Source organism: Blastococcus sp. CT_GayMR16 (genome assembly GCF_004570875.1).
Taxonomy (GTDB): domain Bacteria; phylum Actinomycetota; class Actinomycetes; order Mycobacteriales; family Geodermatophilaceae; genus Blastococcus_B.
The window spans coordinates 67,390-86,074 of the sequence record NZ_SPQK01000005.1; the positions used below are offsets into that span (position 1 = coordinate 67,390).

Sequence of the window (18,685 nt, forward strand, 5' to 3'; positions counted from 1 at the left end):
CACTCTACGTGGGGCCGTCCGGGCGCCGTCCGCCGCGGAACCGGCGTGAGAGGCTGCACGCATCGCGATCGACGGAGATCGAACAAGGACCCCCTGCACCCCCGCCGCTCGCGCGCTCGCGTCGGGCCCCTGCGGGGGGCCGACGACCCGGAGGAACCGTGTCCTATCTCCTGCGCCTCGTGGTGCCCGACCGGCCCGGCATCCTGGGCGCCGTCGCGACGGCGCTCGGTGACGCGGGGATCGACATCGTCTCCCTCGACGTCCTGGAACGGGGCAACGGCGTCGCCGTGGACGACGTCGTCGTCGAGCTCCCCCGTGACCGGCTTCCCGACAGCCTCATCACCGCCGCCCAGGCCGTGCCGGGAGTGACCGTGGAGTCGTTGCGGCCCTTCGCCGGTCCGCTGGACACCCACCGCGAGCTCGAACTCCTCGATGCCCTCGCGCGGACCGACCAGGGGACGACGGCGAAGCTGCTGGCCGCCGAGCTGCCCCGGGTCTTCCACAGCGCGTGGGCTGTCGTCCTGGCGTGCGGGCCCGACACGTGGGCTGTGGCCGCCGCCTCGGACGCCGCCCCGGCCTTCGAGGGCGTACCGCTGCCGTGGATGCCCTTGCGGGCCCCGCGGCTGCTGCCGAGCGACGACGACTGGCTTCCCGAGCGCTGGCGGGACATGGCCATCGAGATGATGGCCGCGCCCTACGGCGGCGAGGCGTGCGCGGTGGTGCTCGGCCGCTCGGGCGGGCCGGCGTTCCGTCGGTCGGAGCTGCTGCGGCTGGTGCACCTCACCGGCATCGCGTCGACCGTCGCCGAGCTCCCGCCCGTCTAGCTCCCGTCGCCGACCGAGGCGACCTCGCGGGCGGCGTCCGGACCGTCCTCGAGCAGCACCCGGAACCCGTCGTCGTCCAGGACCGGCGCCTTCACCTGGACGGCCTTGTCGTACTTGCTGCCGGGATCGGCCCCGACCACGACGAATCCGGTCTTCTTCGACACCGAGCCGGTGACCTTGCCGCCGCGCTCCTGGATCGCCGCGATGGCCTGGTCCCGGCTGTAGTCGCGCAGCGACCCGGTCACGACGACGGTGACGCCGGTCAGCGGCCCGGGCGGGGCGTCCTCCCCCGCGTCGGCCATGCGCACGCCCGCGCTGCGCCACTTCTCGACGAGGTCGCGGTGCCAGTCGACGGTGAACCAGTCGGCGACCGCCTTGGCGATCGTCGGGCCCACGCCGTCGGCGGCGGCGAGCTCCTCCTCGGTGGCGGCGACGATGCGGTCCATCGAGCGGAAGTCGCGGGCGAGCGCCTGCGCCGCGGTCGGCCCGACGTGCCGGATCGAGAGCGCCACCAGCACCCGCCACAGCGGGACGTCCTTGCGGCTCTCCAGGTTGGTCAGCAGCTTGGCCCCGTTGGCCGACAGGGCGCCGTCCTTCTTCGTGAAGAACGCCGAGCGGGACAGCTTCTCGGCGTCGAGGAAGAAGAAGTCGCCCTCGTCCTGCAGGAGTTGGCTCTGCAGGAGCGCGATCGCCGCCTCGTAGCCGAGGTTCTCGATGTCGAACGCGCCGCGGCCGGCGACGTGGAAGACCCGCTCCCGGAGCTGCGCCGGGCACGACCGGGCGTTCGGGCAGCGGATGTCTGCGTCGCCCTCCTTCTCCGGGCGCAGTTCCGTGCCGCACTCGGGGCAGTGCGACGGCATGACGAACTCGCGCTCGGAGCCGTCCCGAGCCGCCACCACCGGGCCGAGCACCTCGGGGATCACGTCGCCGGCCTTGCGGATGACGACGGTGTCGCCGATCAGCACCCCCTTGCGCCGGACCTCGGAGGCGTTGTGGAGGGTGGCGAGCTGGACGGTCGACCCGGCCACCTTCACCGGCTCCATGTAGGCGAACGGCGTGACCCGGCCGGTACGCCCCACGTTGACCTTGATGTCGAGGAGCTTGGTCGTCGCCTCCTCCGGCGGGTACTTGAAGGCGATCGCCCAGCGGGGGGCGCGCGAGGTCGAGCCGAGCCGCCGCTGCAGGGCGTACTGGTCGACCTTCACCACGACGCCGTCGATCTCGTGCGCGACCGAGTGCCGCTGCTCCTTGGTCTGCTCGATGAAGGCCCAGACCGCCTCGAGGTCGTCGACGACCCGGAAGCGGTCGCTCACCGGCAGTCCGAGATCGCGCAGCCGGTCGTAGGCCGCGGACTGACGGTCGGCGTCGAAGCCGCGGTGCGCCCCCACCCCGTGCACGACGAGCCGCAGCGGCCGGGAGGCGGTGACCCGCGGGTCCTTCTGCCGCAGGGAGCCGGCGGCGGCGTTGCGCGGATTGGCGAAGGGCGCCTTGCCCTGGGAGACCATGCCGGCGTTGACGTCGGCGAACGCGGCGACCGGGAAGTAGATCTCGCCGCGCACCTCGAGCAGCTCGGGCACGTCGTCCCCGGTCAGCTGCTGCGGGACGTTCTCCATCGTGCGGACGTTCGCGGTGACGTCCTCCCCCGTCGTCCCGTCGCCCCGCGTCGCGGCGCGGACCATGCGGCCCTGCTCGTAGACGATGGCGACCGCGACGCCGTCGACCTTCAGCTCGCACAGGTAGCTCGCCCCCGCCGCGCCCTCCCGCTCGACGCGGGCGGCCCAGGCCGACAGCTCGTCGCTGGAGAACGCGTTGTCCAGGCTCTGCATCCGCTCCAGGTGCTGGACCGGGGAGAACGTGGCGGTGAACCCGCCGTTGACCTTCTGGCTGGGCGACTCGGGGGTCACCAGCGCCGGGTGGGCGGCCTCGATCGTCTTGAGCTCGCCCATCAGCTCGTCGTACTGGCCGTCGCTGACCAGCGGCTCGTCGCGGACGTAGTAGGCGAAGGCGTAGCCGTCGAGCTCCTCGGAGAGGTCGCGGTGCCGGGTGCGGGCGTCGTCGGGGACCTCGGTCAGGTCCTCCCGGTCGGCCGCGGCGCCGACCGCGGGCTGGTCCAGTTCCGCCTCTGTGCTCACGGGCGAACGGTATCCGCCCGGTACGACGACGAACCGGCTGTCACCCGGACGGCGTCACGTCCGCGGGTGCGCGCTGGGCGGCCTGCTGGGGATCGACGCCGCGCCGGCGCGGCGGCAGCGTGCCCCAGAGCGAGCCCAGCAGGCCGATGATCACCAGCCCGGTGAGGGTGCCGAAGAGCCGGCCCTGGAGGCCGTGCGAGCCGGCGAACAGCAGCACGAGCAGCACGGCGCAGACCACGGCACTCGCGCCGTTCGCGATGCGGTACCACGGCGGCCGGTCCCGGTTGAGCCGCTCCCACTGCGCGATGCCCCCCGTCGTCCCCGGCGGCGGGTCGAACTCACCGCGCACCGATGCCCGGAAACCGCCCAGCGCACCTCGCCCGACGACGTGCTCGCCGGCGACCGGTGCGCCGGCCAGCAGGGCGGGCACCTCCGGAGGCAGCGCGAGCGCCTGGACCGCGTGGGCGGCGACCTCGTCGGGCGTGCCGATGACACCATGCAGGTAGGTGATGTGGTGGTCCGGCCGACCGGTGGCCTCCGCCAGCGGCCGCGGGTCGCCAGGCGTCACGCCCCACTGGTGGCGGGCGATCTCCGTGCCGCCCCGAAGCAGGACGTACGCCAGGTCGGCGTGGGTGCGCCGGAGCACGAGCGCGACGGAACGACGGCCGAGGACCGCGGTCAGCTCGCCGAGGCGAACGGCGGTGGACACCGTCCCGTCGGGCACGACCACCGTCCACTCCCCGTTGTAGACGATCGTCGCGTCGTGCTTGGACAGGCCGACGGCCTCGCGCACCTTGTATGCCGGGGCCCGGACCACGAGGAGGCCCTCCCCCTCGTCCGCGTCGTCGTCGGTCACCTGGAGCTCCCCCGGGACCGCCGCCTGGACGAGGGCGACCGCCTGGTCGCCGTCCCGCCAGTCGGCGGCGGAGACCGGCAGGGTGAACCCGTCCCGGCCGAGCAGGAGGAATTCCCCCGGCTCGGTCTCCACCAGCCCGACGGCCTCGGCCCACCGGACCGTGCTGCGCTCGGTCTCGCTCAGCACCACGCTCGCGCCCTGGGTCCCGACGACCAGGCGTGCGTCCTTCGGGACACCCCGGAGCCTCTTGCGCGTGAAGACCCGGCCCTCGACCACGTCGGCGGACCACTTCGGCAGGCGGGGCAGATCGCCCGGCGCCGGTTCCAGGGGCTCGGGAACACCCAGCACGGCGGCATCACGCATGGTCGCGGCGGCGTCGCGCACTTGGTCGGCGGTCAGCGCGGCCACGTCGCGGCGGAGGTCCGCGGTGCTGCGGGCGGGGATCCCGGTCACGTGGGCCTCGGCGACGGCGCGTGCCTCCTCCGCACCGCACCGCGGGTCGTCCAGCTGGCCGGTCAGCACCGCGCGCTCGTGGTCCAGCTCCCCTGGTGTCGGGCCCTCGTGCGCCAGGCGCTGCAGTTCCCGCCACAGCACCGTCGCGGCGAGGGCCTCGTTGCCGGGGCGCACATCGCTCACCACGACGGCGAGACGGTGCGCGGCGTCCAGTGGGAGACGATCTGCCTCGACGGCGTAGGCCACCCCGCGGCGGTGGCGCAGCTCGTCCTCGACCCTGCGGCGCAGTACCTCGAGCCCGACGGCAAAGTGCGTCCCGGGTGGGATCTCCGCGGCCAGTGCGACCTGGCCCTCGATGGGCAGCTCGGTCCACGCCGGTGTCCGGAGGGCCGTCCGGTGCCGGGCCGTCCGGGCGGGAGGAACACCCTCGGGCAGGGGGAGCGTGATGCCCTCCGGCACCGGTCCGGCCAGCCACAGCGCCGCGTTCTGCCGCGTGAACCAGCTGCTCGTCCAGTGACGTACGTCGTCCGTCGTCAGTGACCGCAGCGCGGGCTCGCGCACCGAGGCCAGGCCCGGGCCGGTCATGCCGTAGAGCTCACCGAGCAGGCCACCGACGACGGGCGGGGCAGCACGGCCGCCCTCGGCCCGCAGGACGTCGACCTCGACGGCCAGTCGGTCGGTGGGGAGGTCGCTGAGCGCCGCACAGACCCGGCGCAGGAAATCGACGACCTGGTCGGGTGCGCCCGACGCGACGAACTCCGTCCTCGAGAGGTCCACGGAGGCGTTGGAGTCGATCGTCGTCCGGCCGACCGCGCCCATGGCCAGGTGCTCGACCAGGTGGGTCAGGCCCCCGCGGACGAACGTCTCGTCCGCTCGTCCCACGCCGAAGACCAGGCCGGCGGTCAGGGGCGGCGGGGCGTCGGCGACGAACACGGGGATGCCGTCGATGGAGGTCTGCAGCACCGCCGCAGGTTAGGGGTTGACGCGCCGGGTCGGCGCGTAGCACCGGGACGTCGTCGCGTCGGTCATTCCGGTTGCAGGTACTTCGCCGCCTCGCGGACGTGAGCCATCGCTGCCCGGGCGTAGTCGGGAGTTGCCCCCGCCAGTCCGCAGGAGGGGGTGAGCGTGACGGCGGAGGGCAGCTGGTCGGCCAGGAAGCCGAGCTCGTTCCACCATGCCCGCACCCGGGACGCCGTCGCCTTCGGTGCGGGTAGCGGAGTGTCGGTGCCCGGCACGACACCGGGGAACAGGTGGGTTCCGGCCTCGATCGCGGTGCCCACGGCGTCGAGGTCCTGGACGAGCCCCAGGTCGAAGGAGAGCCCGGCGGCCCCGGCCGCCCGGAAGAGGTCCATCGGCATGCGTGCCGCGCAGCAGTGCAGGACCACCGGGACGGCGAGCCGCCGCACCAGGTCGGCGAGCTCCTGCTCGACCACGTGGGACTCGACGGCGGCCAGCTTGCCGAAGCCGCTCACCGTCGGCAGCCCGCCCTGCAGGACCGCCGGGAGCGAGGGCTCGTCGAGCTGGACGAGCACGGTCGCACCGGGCACCCGGGCGGCGACGGCGGCCACGTGCCCGGCGAGGCCCTCGGCCAGGGACTGCGCCAGGTCGCGGCGGGCGCCCGGGTCGACGACGGCCCGGTCGCCGCGAGTGCGTTCGAGCCCGGCCGCCAGGGTCCACGGTCCGGCCGCCTGCAGCTTCAGCGGACCGTCGTAGCTGCCCGCGACGTCGTAGAGGGCGTCGAGGTCCCGCTCGAGGAACTCCTGCGCGCGCCGCTGGTCCACGCCGGGACGCGGGACCAGCCGCCAGCCGGCGGGGGTCAGGTCGAAGGCGAGGTCGACCAGCAGCGCCGCGCTCCGGCCGATCAGGTCTGCCCCGGGCCCGCGTGCGGGGAGTTCGGGCAGGTGGGCGAAGCCCGGCAGCTCACCCACCACGAGGCGGACGGCCTCGGCCGGGTCCGCGCCGGGGAGGGAACCGACACCTGAGGCCGGCCCCCACGGGATGGGGACCGGCCTCAGGTCGTCAGTGCTGTCCGGGTCGTTCCGGTCGTTCGGGGAGGCCACGACGGCGACGGTAGCCCGCCGCCGTCGTGGCTCCGATCAGCCCGTCGGTCAGCGGCCGCGCAGCCAGGCGAGCAGCTTCGTGATGAGGGCGGTGACCACCGTCTTCACGTCCGAGCCGACCGTGCCGAGGGTGAAGGTGGTGGACGCCTTCTCCCCCGAGGTGCTGGTCAGCGTCACGGTCTGCTGACCGGCCGGCAGGTCGACCGGCACCCGGAACGCCACGGTGACGGCGCCGGTCGCGTCCGCGGTCGCGGTGCCGAGCACCCGACGGTCGGCCAGGGTCGCCGTCACCGGCTGGTTCGGCGCGAACCCCGCACCGGTGACCGTCACCGACTCGCCACGGGTCGGGGTGGCCTTGCTGATCGTCGCTGTCGCGTCGCACACCGGGCTTTCGAGGCCAGGGTCGGCGTCGACCGTGGTCACCGGGGCGACCGGGGCCGTGGGCAGGTTCACCGGGTCGGCCGGACGGCTCGATGGGGTAGGCACGCCGTGGTCGGCGGCCGGCGGCGTCGTCGGGTTGTGGGCCTTGAAGAAGCTCACCGCCGTGTCGACGTCCATCGGGCCCGTCGCCTGGCCCGTGCCCTTGGTAAAGGAGGTGAAGCTGTCCCCCCCGTTGATGAGGAACGAGTTGGCGACGACGCGGTACTTCTGCGTCGGAACGATCGCCGTGCCGTTCAGCGTGATGGAGGCCGGGTCGACCTTGTCTCCGTACGGACGGCTCGCGTCGTACTGGTAGCGGAAGCCGTTCGAGGTGCCCAGGATCAGTTGGGTCGTCCGGCCGCCGCCGACGAACTGCTGCTCCAGCAGGCCGCGGATATCGGTACCGGTCAACGTGATGCTGTTGACGCTGTTGCTGAACGGCTGGACGGCGAATGCCTCGGCGTAGGTCACCGCGCCGGCGTCGATGTCCGCCCGGAGACCGCCGGGGTTCATGAACGCGATGGTCGGTGCACCCACGGCCGGGTCGGCGTGGGCCGGGTCTGCCACCAGCGCCTCGAGCTGGGCCTGCGCGACCAGGTTCCCCAGCCGGGACTCCGCGCCACGGTTCTCCGTCCCGTTGGCGTTCTTGGCCCGCGCCGCCGCCTCGACGAGCGAACCGACGACCACGTTGCCCGTCTCCGCCGCACGGGTCGTCCAGTACTGGACGATTGACGCGACCTCGGGGTCACCCGTGCCGCTCCGGTACACCGGGAGGTTGTTGGCCTCGTAGCCGGCGGAGCAGTAGCGCACGACGTCACCGGTGGTGCCGTCCAGCGTTAGCCGGATGTCGCTGACCAGGCGGCCGTAGTAGCCGGCCTGCGTCACGAGCCGCGGCTGGCCGGCGGAGTCGGTGAGCATGCAGTTGTATGCCTGGTGGCTGTGCGCACTGATGATCAGGTCGACCGCCGGGACGACGGCATTGTTGATGTCGACGACCGGACCACTGAGCTTGTCGCAGCCGTTCGCGAACTTGCTGTCCGCCGTTGCTTTGCCGTCAGCACCGGCGTTCGTACCGCCCTCGTGGACGAGCACACCGATGGCCTGGACGCCCTGCCGCTGCAGCTCCGGGACCCAGCGGTTGACCGCCTCCGCCTCGTCGATGAACGTGACGTCGGCGACTCCCGCGCCGGCGACGATCGTGGGTGTGGTGTCGGTGACGACACCGATCAGCCCGACCTTCTTGCCGCCGCCGACGTTGAAGACCTGGTACGGCGGGAGCATCGGCTGCTGCGTCGTCTTCGAGATCACGTTGGCCGCGAGGTAGGGGAAGTCCGCGCCGTCGAACGCGTGCTCGCCGGTGCCGAAGCATCCGGTCGAGCCCACCACGATGCCCTCGCAGGCGGTGACGTCGTCGGTGTAAGTGCCGTCGGTCGCGCCGGAGATGCGGCGGAGCTCCTCGGTGCCACGGTCGAACTCGTGGTTGCCGACGGACGAGACGTCGAGTCCCATCGCGTTGAGCACCTCGATGGTGGGCTCGTCCTTGAAGGCGCTGGAGTTGAACGGGGAGGCACTGATGAGGTCACCCGCGCCAACGAACAGCGACGATGCGTCCGTGCCTCCCGCGCCGATGAACGCGCTGCGAGCGTTGTTCACCGTGGTCGCAATGTGCGCTGCGCCGCCGACGCTCTCGATACCGTCGTCGGCGGTCCCCGCAGTCTTGTCGGGACCGGGGCCGACACCCGTGAACAACTGGCTGTCACCGGCGGTGGTCTCGGAGATCCGGCCGTGGAAGTCGTTCATGGCCAGGAGCTGGACGGGTACGTCCGCCGAAGGCGTGGCGGGCGCCGGCGCGGCGGAGGCTGCGGTCGGCAGCGCCACCACAGCGGCGGAGGTCGTCAGCGCCAGGGCGACGACCAGGGAGAGGCGCGATCTGCGCAAGGGGGTCCTCCAGAGGACATGCGGGAACAGGCCACCCCGCGGGGCGACCTCGTCAGCGGCGTAATTCGTGAGCCGAGCTCAGATGTTCACGCTCGGGAAGCGGCTCGTCACAGAAGCTAGCCGCTCTCCGGCTGGAAGCCAAGACCTAGTGACGAACCGTTTCGTTACGTTCGCGTGCCGTCTGCACGGCGGCCTGCCCGAGTACACGGTCGCCCCGCGCCGGGTCCGGCTCGTAGAGCACCGCGGACTGTCCAGGAGCCACCCCGCGCTGCTCCTCGGCGAGCACGATCCGCAGTCCGCCGTCGTCGGCCAGGACCTCGCACGGCACCGGGGTGCCGTGCGCACGCAGCTGGACGTGGGCGGCGAGCGGCAGCGCGGGCGCCGGACCGGTCCACGTCGGCACGCCGGTACGCACCTCGCCGATCCCGGTCAGGTCCTGCGTCCCGATCGTCACCGTCCGGGTCACCGGCTCGATGCCCAGCACGTAGCGGGGCCGCTGGTCACCGACGCTCACCCCGAGCCCCTTCCGCTGCCCGACGGTGAACCCGTAGGTCCCGTCGTGCTGCCCCACCGTCGCCCCGGTGGCGGCGTCGACGACCGGACCGGGCCGGCTGCCGAGCGTGCGGGCCAGGAACCCCCGGGTGTCGCCGTCGGGGATGAAGCAGATGTCGTGCGAGTCCGGCTTCCCGGCCACCGCGAAACCGCGCTCGGCGGCGATCTCGCGGACCCGGTCCTTCGTGATCGACCCGAGCGGGAACATCGCCGAGGCCAGCTGGTCGGGCCGCAGCACCCCGAGGACGTAGGACTGGTCCTTGCCCGCGTCGACCGAGCGACGCAGCTCGCCCTCGTGCAGCCGCGCGTGGTGGCCGGTGACGACGGCGTCGAAGCCCAGCGCCTGCGCCCGGTCCAGGACCGCGGAGAACTTGATCTTCTCGTTGCAGCGCAGGCACGGGTTCGGCGTCCGGCCGGCCGCGTACTCGGCGACGAAGTCGTCGACGACGTCCTCGCGGAACCGGTCGGCGAGGTCCCAGACGTAGAACGGGATGCCCAGCTCGTCGGCCACCCGGCGGGCGTCGTGGGCGTCCTCCACGCTGCAGCACCCCCGGGCGCCGCTGCGCAGCATCTGCCGGTCCGGCGACAGCGCGAGGTGGACGCCGGTCACGTCGTGGCCCGCGTCGACCGCGAGCGCGGCGGCGACCGCGGAGTCCACTCCCCCGCTCATCGCGGCGAGCACCCTCATCGCTGATTCATCCCGGCCCGCCGGGCGCGCTCGACCACCGGCCCGATCACCTCGAGCACCGCGTCGACGTCGTCGTCGGTCGAGGTGTGCCCGAGGCTGAACCGCAGGGAGCTGCGGGCCCGGTCGGTGTCGGCACCGGTCGCCAGCAGGACGTGGCTCGGCCGCGCCACGCCCGCGCTGCAGGCCGAGCCGGTGGAGCACTCGATGCCGCGCGCGTCGAGCAGCATGAGCAGGGCGTCGCCCTCGGCACCCGGGAACGACAGGTGCGCGTTGCCGGGCAGCCGGCCCGGGCCGCCGCCGATCCGGTCGTCCAGCGGCGCCCCGTTGAGCTGGACGTCGGGCACCTGGGCGACCACCCCGGCCACCAGTCGGCCGCGGAGGTCCGCAAGTCGGGCGGCACGCTCCTCGCGGGAGTTCACCGAGGCCACGGTGGCCACGGCGAGCCCGACGATCGCGGCGACGTCGAGTGTGCCGGACCGCACGTCGCGCTCCTGACCGCCACCGTGGAGCAGCGGCGTGCACTCGGCGTCGCGGCGCAGGAGCAGTGCCCCGGCGCCCATCGGGCCGCCGAGCTTGTGCCCGGTCATGGTCAGCGCGTCGGCGCCACTGGCACCGAAGTCGACCGGCACCTGCCCGACGGCCTGGACGGCGTCGGTGTGCAGTGGGACTCCCACCTCGCGGGCGAGGGCGGCCAGCGCCGCGATGTCGGTGACGGTGCCGATCTCGTTGTTGGCCCACATGACGCTCGCGACCGCGACGTCGCTGCCGTCCCCGAGCGCCTCGGCGAACGCGTCGGGGGTGATCCGGCCGGTCGGCTCGACCCGCAGCCAGGTGACGTCGGCGCCGTCGTGCTTCGCCAGCCATTCGACGCTGTCGAGGACGGCGTGGTGCTCCGCGGGGCTGACCACGATCCGGCGTCGGCGGGAGTCGGCCTGCCGCCGGGCCCAGAACAGCCCCTTGACCGCGAGGTTGTCGCTCTCGGTGCCGCCCCCGGTGAACACCACCTCCGAGGGCCGCGCGCCGAGCGCCTCGGCCAGCCGCTCGCGCGACTGCTCGGCGGACCGGCGGGCGGCGCGGCCGCTGGCGTGCAGCGACGAGGCGTTGCCCACCCGGCCCAGCTGCTCGGTCATGGTGGCCAGCACCTCGGGCAGCATCGGCGTCGTGGCCGCGTGGTCGAGGTAGGTCATGGCGCTCCCGAGGGTAGACGCGCGTCGAGCGCCGACCCCTGGGGGATCGGCGCTCGACTGGCTGTTCGGCCCCGTCCCGGGGCTCGCGGCGAGCGAAGCGAGTCGGGAGGAGGACGGGTCCTCTACTTGCGGGCGGTGATCTGCTCGGTGGCCGCCGGGACGACCGCGTTCAGGTCACCGATGACCCCGAAGTCGGCCAGCTCGAAGATCGGCGCCTCGGGGTCCTTGTTGATGGCGACGATCGTCTTCGAGGTCTGCATGCCGGCCCGGTGCTGGATCGCACCGGAGATGCCGACGGCGACGTAGAGCTGCGGGGAGACGGTCTTGCCCGTCTGCCCCACCTGGAAGCTGTGCGGGTAGAAGCCGGAGTCCACCGCGGCGCGGGAGGCGCCGACGGCCGCGCCGAGGGAGTCGGCGAGGGCCTCGATGATCGAGAAGTTCTCCGCGCTGGCGACACCGCGGCCACCGGAGACGACGATCGATGCCTCGGTGAGCTCGGGGCGGCTGCTCTTCTGCTCGACGACGCGGTCGGTCACGCGGGCCTGCTTGGCCGCGTCGGACAGCGAGACCGACACCTCCTGCTCCGTACCCGCCGCGGGGGCCGGCTCGGGGGTGACCGAGTTGCCGCGCAGCGTGTAGATCGGCGTCCCGGTGGTGACCTTCGAGTGCACGATGACCTGGCCGGCGAAGGCCGCCTGGGTCGCGGTGCCGTCGGCGGCGATCTCGGTCACGTCGGTCAGGAAGCCGCTGTTGGTCTTGACGGCCAGCCGGGCGGCGATCTCCTTCCCCTCCGGAGAGGACGGGATGACGACGGCGGCGGGCGACTTCTCGCCGACCAACTGCGCCAGCACCTCGGCCTTGGGGGCCACGAGGTACTCGTCGATCTCGGGGGACTCGGCGACGTAGACGGTCGCGGCGCCGTACTCCGCGAGGCTGTCCTTCACGCCGGCTGCGGTGCCGGGCGCGGCGATGACGACCGCCGAGGGCTCACCCAGCGCACGCGCCGCGGTGAGAGCTTCCAGAGTGGTCTTGCGGACTCCGCCGCCGGCCGGGTTGAGCTCGACCAGAACCAGGATCTCTGCCATGGGATGTGTCTCCTCTTCCTGTGATCCGGGCCGGGTCAGACGATCTTCTGGGCAGCGAGGAAGCCGACGAACTTCTCGGCACCGTCGCCCTCGTCGGTGACCTTCACGCCCTCGCCCTTGGGCGGGCGGCCGGCGAAGTCGAGCACCTGGCTGGCGGCGTTCGCCAGGCCCACGGCGCCGGCGTCGATCCCGAGGTCGGCCAGGGACTTGGTCTCGACCGGCTTCTTCTTGGCGGCCATGATCCCCTTGAACGAGGGGTAGCGCGGCTCGTTGATGGTGTCCCAGGTGGACACGATCGCCGGGAGCGGCGCCTCGACGGCCCAGTAGCCGCCGTCGGTCTGCCGCTCGATCTTCGCGGTCGAGCCCTCGATGGTGAGCTTGCGCGCACCGGACAGCTGCGGGATGCCCAGCCGCTCCGACAGCAGCGCGGCCATGACGCTCATCTGGCTGTCGGTGGCCTCGGCGCCGGTCACGACGAGGTCGTACTCCAGCTGGCCCAGCGCGGCGGCGAGGACGGCGCTGGTCTGCAGCGCATCCGAGCCGTGCAGCGCGTCGTCCACCACGTGGACGGCCTTGTCGGCACCCATGGAGAGCGCCTTGCGGATGGCGTCGGTGGCCGAGTCGGGGCCGACGGACAGCACGGTGACCTCGCCGCCCTGCGCCTCCTTCACCGCCAGCGCTTCCTCGATGGCGTACTCGTCCATCTCGTTGATGACGTTGTCGGCCGAGGCACGGGCGACGGTGTTGTCGGACGGGTCGAGCTTGCGCTCACTGCCCGAGTCCGGGACCTGCTTGACAAGAACGACGATGTTCATCGCCAGATCAACCTCCGACGGTTCAGGACGCGGGCAGAAAACCCGCCTGGCTCCGATGATGGAGGTTACTGGGACGTAACGCGGTAGCGGACCGAGGGGCCGGTGACGCCGGTCACCCTGCGGCTGCCCACTCCCCCGTCGCTGCGAACCGCTGAACCGTCGCCGTGTGGGGCGCCAGGTCCAGTCCCTGGCCGGCCACCCAGGCGTCGGAGTAGTACGTGTGGGCGTACCGCTCGCCGCCGTCGCAGAGCAGGGTGACGACGCTGCCGGTGCGCCCGGCCGCCACCATCTCGGCGACGAGCTGGAAGGCCCCCCAGAGGTTGGTGCCCGTGGAGCCGCCGGCCCGCCGTCCGGTGGTGCGTTCCAGCTCGCGCATGGCGGCCAGCGACGCCGCGTCGGGCACGCAGATCATGCGGTCGACGATCGTCGGGACGAACGACGGTTCGACCCGCGGCCGGCCGATGCCCTCGATGCGCGAGGACCGCCCGGTCGTCGTCCCGGGGTCGCCGTCCCGCCAGCCGGGGAAGAACGACGAACCCTCCGGGTCGACGACGGCCAGCCGGGTCGGGAGCCGCCGGTAGCGGAGGTACCTGCCGATGGTCGCGCTGGTGCCGCCCGTGCCGGCGCCGACGACGACCCACTCCGGTACCGGATGACGCTCCAGGGCGAGCTGGCTGAAGATCGACTCGGCGATGTTGTTGTTGCCCCGCCAGTCGGTGGCCCGCTCGGCATAGGTGAACTGGTCGAGGTAGTGGCCGCCGGCCTCGGTCGCGATCCGCCGCGCCTCGTCGTAGACGCTGCCGGCGTCGGCCACGAGATGGCAGCGCGCTCCGTAGAACTCGATCAGGGCGATCTTCTCCGGGCTGGTCGCCGCGGGCATGACCGCGACGAAGGGCAGTCCGAGCATGCGGGCGAAGTACGCCTCGCTGACCGCCGTCGACCCGCTCGAGGCCTCCACGACCGTGCTGCCCTCGGTGATCTGCCCCGAGCACAGGCCGTACAGGAACAGCGACCGGGCGAGCCGGTGCTTGAGGCTGCCGGTCGGGTGGGTCGACTCGTCCTTGAGGTACAGCTCGACACCCCACTCCGGCGGGAGGGGATAGAGCAGCAGGTGGGTGTCCGCGCTGCGCCGCGCGTCGGCCTCCACGGCCGCCACGGCGCGGTCGACCCACGCCCGGCAGGCGGGATCGGAACGGTCGACGTCGCCGGGCGACGGGTTCGGTGCGGCAGTCACCCCCGCATGATCACGCACCCGGGCGTCACTTCGCGGGGCAGACGCACCCGCGGGTCGTGGCTGCCTGCGCCTCGGTGGCGCGGCAGTAGCGGAGCGAGATGGCGTCGTGGGCGACGAGCGGGTGCGGGCAGACCGCGCACCCGCCGTCGGAGACGGGGCCGTCGGTCTGGACGACGGGAACGGTCGTGGGAGCGGTCGGGGCTGACGTCATGACGGGAACCTGACTGAGCCGGACCTGCCGGCACGCAGAAGGCGTGCTCCCGATCCGGCGCCGCTGGAAGCCGGCGCGCGAGGTGGATCGGGACGACCTCGACGCTACGCCCCGGCCCGCGCCTCCTCCGCCATCTCCGGGAGTGGCTCGGGCGGGGCCACGAGTACCGGGCGCTCCGCGGGCCGCACGGTCACCGCCGCACCCGGGGTGAGCTCGCCGCTGACCGCGCTGGGGAGGTCGACCCGCACCTCGACACCGTCGGCCAGGGCGACGAGCACCCGCGTCGAGGCGCCGGAGAACGTGCGGGTCACCACCCGCCCGCTCCCTGCGGGGTCGGCGGTCACGATCAGCCCCTCGGGACGGACGAGCGCGACCACCACGCCCTCGGGCGGGGCCGCGCCGGCGACCGGCCGCCGGGTGCCCAGCAGCTGCACCTCGCCGCCCGCCAGGATCGCCGGCACCCGGTTCATCGTGCCGACGAACTCCGCGACGAAGGCGGTCGCCGGGCGCTCGTACAACTCGTCCGGGCTCGCGACCTGCTCCAGCCGGCCGGCCCGCAGCACACCCACGCGGTCGGCCACCGAGAGCGCCTCGGCCTGGTCGTGGGTGACGAAGACGGTCGTGATGCCTAGTTCCAGCTGGATCCGCCGGATCTCCTCGCGCAGCTGCACCCGCACCTGGGCGTCCAGCGCCGACAGCGGCTCGTCGAGCAGGAGCACCTGTGGCGCCACCGCGAGGGCGCGGGCCAGCGCGACGCGCTGCTGCTGCCCGCCGGAGAGCTGGTGGGGATATCGGTCGCCCCGGTCGGCGAGGCCGACCAGCTCCAGGAGCTCCCCCGCCCGGCCCGCCCGTTCGGACTTGGCCCGGCGCCGCACCCGCAGTCCGAAGGCCACGTTCTCGGCGACGGTGAGGTTCGGGAACAGGCTGTAGGCCTGGAACACCATCCCCATGTCGCGCTTGTTGGCCGGCACGTCGGTGATGTCCCGGCCGTCCAGGAGCACCCGTCCGCCGTCCGGCCGGTCGAAGCCGGCGATGGCCCGCAGCGCCGTCGTCTTGCCGCAGCCCGACGGCCCGAGCAGGGCGATCAGCTCGCCACCGGAGATGTCGAGGTCGAGGCCGTCGAGCGCCACGACCGACCCGTACCGGCGGGTCAGCCCGTCCAGCCGGATCGGGACGCCGGGCCGCTCCCGCAGGTCGGCGGGCCCGGAGGACCGGGCGGACACGGCGGTCATGAGTTCTCCTTCGTGCCGCGCCGGCGGTCCAGCGCGGAGATCAGCAGCAGCAGCATCCAGGTGATCAGCAGCGAGAGCACCGAGACGGCCACCGACAACCGCGGCTCCGATCCCGAGATCCGCACGATCCACGTCGGGAAGGTCTCGAAGCCGAGGATCGCGGCCACCGTGAACTCCCCCAGGACGAGGGCGAGGGTGAGGAACGCGGCGTTGAGCACCGACGTCCGCAGCACGGGCAGGACGACGGAGACGATCACCCGTGGCCAGGAGGCACCGAGGTTGCGCGCCGCCTCGGTGAGCGTGCGCAGGTCGGCGCCGCGCACCCCGGCGTCCAGGGCCCGGTAGACGAACGGCAGCGCCAGGACGACGTAGACGAACACGAGGATCCAGGGCAGCGCCGGCTCCTGGAGGGCGAAGAACGCCTCGGCCAGCGGCGTGTTCAGGAAGTAGTCGGGCGCCCAGGAGAGGACGCTGCGCACCCCGACGACGAGGGCGATGGGCGGCAGCACGAGCGGCATGAGGGTCAGCAGCTCGACCGTCGTCCGCAGGCGGGGCAGCCGGAGGTTCACCAGGACGACGGTCGGCACCATCAGGACCAGCACCAGGACGACGGTGAGTCCGGCCAGCACCAGGGACCGGGTGAAGGCGTCGGCGAACCCCGCGGCCCCGGGGATCTCGGCGTAGGTGCCGAGGGTGACCCCGCCGTTCCTGCGGTCGCGGATCGTGTACCAGACCGAGGCGCCGATGGGCACGAGGAAGTACACGCCCAGCACACCGAGGACGACGAAGCGCCAGGCTCCCGCACCGCGGCGGCCGGCCCGCACCGGGGTCTCCGGCGCGGCGGTTCCCATGCTGGTCAGGCCCTCGGTCAACGTCATGACAGCCACCGCTGGGTCCGGCGCTGGACCCACGCGTAGAAGATCATCACCAGGCCGATGAGCACCACCATGCCGAGTGCGAGGGCCTTGCCGAGGTTCTCCGAACCGACGACGACGTTGCTCGACAGCGCGTCGGCGATCTGCAGCGTTACCAGCGGGATGCTGCTGCCCACCAGCGCCCTGGCCGTGGCGTAGGCGGCGAAGGCCGACGCGAAGAGCAGCATCGTCGCGCCGATCACCGGCGGTGCGAGCACCGGGCCGCCGACGTAGCGCCAGTACTGCCAGCCGCTGGCCCCGAGGTTGTCCGCGGCCTCCCGCCACTGCGGCCGCAGCGCCTCCAGGGCCGGGATGATCGTCAGGACCATGAGCGGGATCAGGAAGTACAGGTAGACCAGCGCCAGACCTGTCAGCGAGGCCAGCGAGAACCCGCCGAGCCCGAGGCCCAGGGTGTCGGTCAGCAGCGCGGTGACGACGCCGGCGGTGCCGATGGTGGCCAGGAAGGCGAAGGCCAGCGGAACGCCGCCGAAGTTCGCCAGCACCCCGGACGCGGTCAGCACCAGGCGGCGCAGGAGCCGGCCGCGACGGGCCCGCAGCACCGCCACCGCGAGCGCCAGCCCCAGCACGCCACCGAGGACGGCGGTGATGATCGACAGCTGCAGGCTGCCCACGTAGGCCCGCCGGTAGGGACCCTCGGTGATCGCCGCGAGGGAGGCGGTCGACCAGGATTCCTCGAAGGTGACCGGGTCGGTCGCCCGGAACGCCTCGACGGCGAGCACGCCGATGGGCAGCAGCAGGAAGACCGCGACGTAGAGGAAGAACGGGAGCGCCCCCAGGACGACGAGCACGCGGCCGCGCCGGCCCCTCCTGCGAGGGACCGGCGCGACCGTGGCGTCGGGCGTTCGGCCCGGGGCTGCGGTACTCAGCCGGAGATCTCCGCGTTCCAGCGCTCGGCGACGACCGCCTGGGCCGCCGTCTGCTGCTCGTCGTCGGGGAACTCGACGTCGCCGGACACCTCCGGCAGGGCAGCGAGGGCCTCCTCGTCGACGGTGCCGGCCTCGGTCATCGCGTCGAGCCGGACGGGGCGGGACAGCCCCTTCAGCCAGATGTTCTGGCCCTCGTCGCTGTAGAGGAACTCCTGCCACAGCCGGGCGGCGGCGGGGTGCGGGGCGAACTTGCTGATCGCCTGGCTGTAGAAGCTGCCGAACACGCCGTCGGAGGGGACGTTGACCTCCCACTCGACGCCGTCCTCGGCGAGCGTGGAGGTCAGCCCGGCGTTCACGTAGTCCCAGTCGATCGCGATCGGCGTCTCGCCGTTCTGCACCGTCGCGGGGGTGACCTCGACCGGGTTGAAGTTGCCCGCCTCCTTCACCTGGACGAAGAAGTCGATGCCCGGACCGATGTCGTCGAGGCTGCCGTCGTTGGCCAGGGACGCGGCCCAGACCCCGCTGAACGCGGCCGCGGCCTGGGTCGGGTTGCCGTTCAGCGACACCTGCCCGGCGTACTGCGGGTCGAGCAGGTCGGCGAAGGCGGTCGGGCACTCCGCGACGACCGAGGCGTTGCAGCCGATGGAGATGAAGCCGCCGTAGTCGTTGTACCAGCGGCCGTCGGCGTCCTTCTGGTTGTCCGGGATGTCGTCCCAGGTCTCCACCTGATACGGGGCGAGCAGGTCCTGCGCAGCCGCCTGCTTGGCGAAGCTGGTGCCGAGGTCGAGGACGTCGGGAGCGCGGTCCTGGCCCTTCTGGCTCTCGACGGCGTTGACCTCGTCCTGGCTGGACCCGTCGGGGTTGGCGCTGTTGATCTCGATGTCGTACTTCTCGCTGAAGGTCGAGAGCATCTCTTCGTAGTTGGCCCAGCTCGGGGGGAGGGCGATGACGTTGAGGGTGCCCTCGGCCTGCGCGGCCTCGATGAGGGCGTCCATGCCACCGAAGTCCTCGGCGGAGGTCGCGGTCGCGGCCTCGGTGTCACTGCCGCTGCCGCTCCCGCCCGACCCGCCGTCATCGGACCCGCAGGCGGTCAGGATGAGTCCGGCCGTCACGACTGCGACGGTGGTCCGGATGGTGCTGGGTCGCACGTGTCCTCCTGTGGTGGTGCCACGCCGTCCCCGGGCCCCGTTGACCCCG

15 protein-coding genes are annotated in these 18,685 nt (G+C 72.8%); 1 reads left to right on the top strand and 14 read right to left on the bottom strand.

The features are described 5' to 3' along the window. Nucleotides 1–158: 158 nt before the first annotated feature. Nucleotides 159–824, top strand: a complete 666-nt coding sequence (locus E4P38_RS08060) for an ACT domain-containing protein (protein ID WP_135131259.1) — start codon at nt 159–161, stop codon at nt 822–824. On the opposite strand, the gene ligA is transcribed toward E4P38_RS08060, so the two are convergent. From ligA to E4P38_RS08130, 14 genes are all read right to left on the bottom strand, one after another. Next, on the bottom strand, nt 821–2,956 hold the full coding sequence (ligA, locus tag E4P38_RS08065; RefSeq protein ID WP_135131260.1) for an NAD-dependent DNA ligase LigA: 2,136 nt from the start codon (nt 2,954–2,956) through the stop codon (nt 821–823). The genes E4P38_RS08060 and ligA overlap by 4 nt on opposite strands. A 40-nt stretch (nt 2,957–2,996) precedes the next feature. Then, nucleotides 2,997–5,228, bottom strand: a complete 2,232-nt coding sequence (locus E4P38_RS22855) for an insulinase family protein (RefSeq protein ID WP_167760493.1) — start codon at nt 5,226–5,228, stop codon at nt 2,997–2,999. A gap of 62 nt (nt 5,229–5,290) precedes the next feature. Next, nucleotides 5,291–6,325, bottom strand: a complete 1,035-nt coding sequence (locus E4P38_RS08075; protein ID WP_209309001.1) for a methionine synthase — start codon at nt 6,323–6,325, stop codon at nt 5,291–5,293. A 48-nt stretch (nt 6,326–6,373) separates the two neighbouring features. After that, nucleotides 6,374–8,683, bottom strand: a complete 2,310-nt coding sequence (locus tag E4P38_RS08080) for a bifunctional metallophosphatase/5'-nucleotidase (RefSeq protein WP_135131261.1) — start codon at nt 8,681–8,683, stop codon at nt 6,374–6,376. A gap of 145 nt (nt 8,684–8,828) precedes the next feature. Next, entirely contained in the window at nt 8,829–9,923 is a 1,095-nt protein-coding gene (gene mnmA, locus E4P38_RS08085) for a tRNA 2-thiouridine(34) synthase MnmA (protein WP_135131262.1), read from the bottom strand. Then, the gene (locus E4P38_RS08090; RefSeq protein ID WP_135131263.1) at nt 9,920–11,110 is read right to left on the bottom strand and encodes a cysteine desulfurase family protein; all 1,191 of its coding nucleotides are present in this window, start codon (nt 11,108–11,110) and stop codon (nt 9,920–9,922) included. The genes mnmA and E4P38_RS08090 overlap by 4 nt, the downstream gene beginning before the upstream one ends. A gap of 122 nt (nt 11,111–11,232) precedes the next feature. Next, complete coding sequence (locus E4P38_RS08095) at nt 11,233–12,195, bottom strand: electron transfer flavoprotein subunit alpha/FixB family protein (protein ID WP_135131264.1); 963 nt, start codon at nt 12,193–12,195, stop codon at nt 11,233–11,235. Between the two features lie 35 nt (nt 12,196–12,230). Then, nucleotides 12,231–13,010 (bottom strand): electron transfer flavoprotein subunit beta/FixA family protein, encoded by a 780-nt coding sequence (locus E4P38_RS08100; protein ID WP_135131265.1) that lies wholly within the window; start codon nt 13,008–13,010, stop codon nt 12,231–12,233. A 112-nt stretch (nt 13,011–13,122) separates the two neighbouring features. After that, nucleotides 13,123–14,244 carry a PLP-dependent cysteine synthase family protein gene (locus E4P38_RS08105; protein WP_135131266.1) on the bottom strand — a complete coding sequence of 374 codons (1,122 nt, stop codon included), beginning with the start codon at nt 14,242–14,244 and terminating at the stop codon, nt 13,123–13,125. A gap of 25 nt (nt 14,245–14,269) precedes the next feature. Next, nucleotides 14,270–14,455, bottom strand: coding sequence for an RGCVC family protein (locus E4P38_RS08110; protein WP_135131267.1), 186 nt, complete (start codon nt 14,453–14,455; stop codon nt 14,270–14,272). Between the two features lie 104 nt (nt 14,456–14,559). Further along, nucleotides 14,560–15,687, bottom strand: coding sequence for an ABC transporter ATP-binding protein (locus tag E4P38_RS08115; protein WP_135131268.1), 1,128 nt, complete (start codon nt 15,685–15,687; stop codon nt 14,560–14,562). Next, nucleotides 15,684–16,565 (bottom strand): ABC transporter permease, encoded by an 882-nt coding sequence (locus E4P38_RS08120; protein ID WP_209309002.1) that lies wholly within the window; start codon nt 16,563–16,565, stop codon nt 15,684–15,686. The genes E4P38_RS08115 and E4P38_RS08120 overlap by 4 nt, the downstream gene beginning before the upstream one ends. Then, complete coding sequence (locus tag E4P38_RS08125) at nt 16,562–17,410, bottom strand: ABC transporter permease subunit (RefSeq protein ID WP_135131269.1); 849 nt, start codon at nt 17,408–17,410, stop codon at nt 16,562–16,564. Before E4P38_RS08125 ends, E4P38_RS08120 begins: the two co-directional genes overlap by 4 nt. A 74-nt stretch (nt 17,411–17,484) precedes the next feature. Then, nucleotides 17,485–18,636: an extracellular solute-binding protein gene (locus E4P38_RS08130; protein WP_135131270.1), complete on the bottom strand. Its 1,152-nt coding sequence runs from the start codon at nt 18,634–18,636 to the stop codon at nt 17,485–17,487. Nucleotides 18,637–18,685 lie beyond the last annotated feature (49 nt).

Bases quoted from the DNA above. Each gene is read 5' to 3' on its own strand.
- E4P38_RS08090 (WP_135131263.1), bottom strand. From the start codon at position 11,110: ATGACCTACCTCGACCACGCGGCCACGACGCCGATGCTGCCCGAGGTG.
- E4P38_RS08110 (WP_135131267.1), bottom strand. From the start codon at position 14,455: ATGACGTCAGCCCCGACCGCTCCCACGACCGTTCCCGTCGTCCAGACC.
- mnmA (WP_135131262.1), bottom strand. From the start codon at position 9,923: ATGAGGGTGCTCGCCGCGATGAGCGGGGGAGTGGACTCCGCGGTCGCC.
- E4P38_RS08120 (WP_209309002.1), bottom strand. From the start codon at position 16,565: ATGACGTTGACCGAGGGCCTGACCAGCATGGGAACCGCCGCGCCGGAG.
- E4P38_RS08100 (WP_135131265.1), bottom strand. From the start codon at position 13,010: ATGAACATCGTCGTTCTTGTCAAGCAGGTCCCGGACTCGGGCAGTGAG.
- E4P38_RS08115 (WP_135131268.1), bottom strand. From the start codon at position 15,687: ATGACCGCCGTGTCCGCCCGGTCCTCCGGGCCCGCCGACCTGCGGGAG.
- E4P38_RS08095 (WP_135131264.1), bottom strand. From the start codon at position 12,195: ATGGCAGAGATCCTGGTTCTGGTCGAGCTCAACCCGGCCGGCGGCGGA.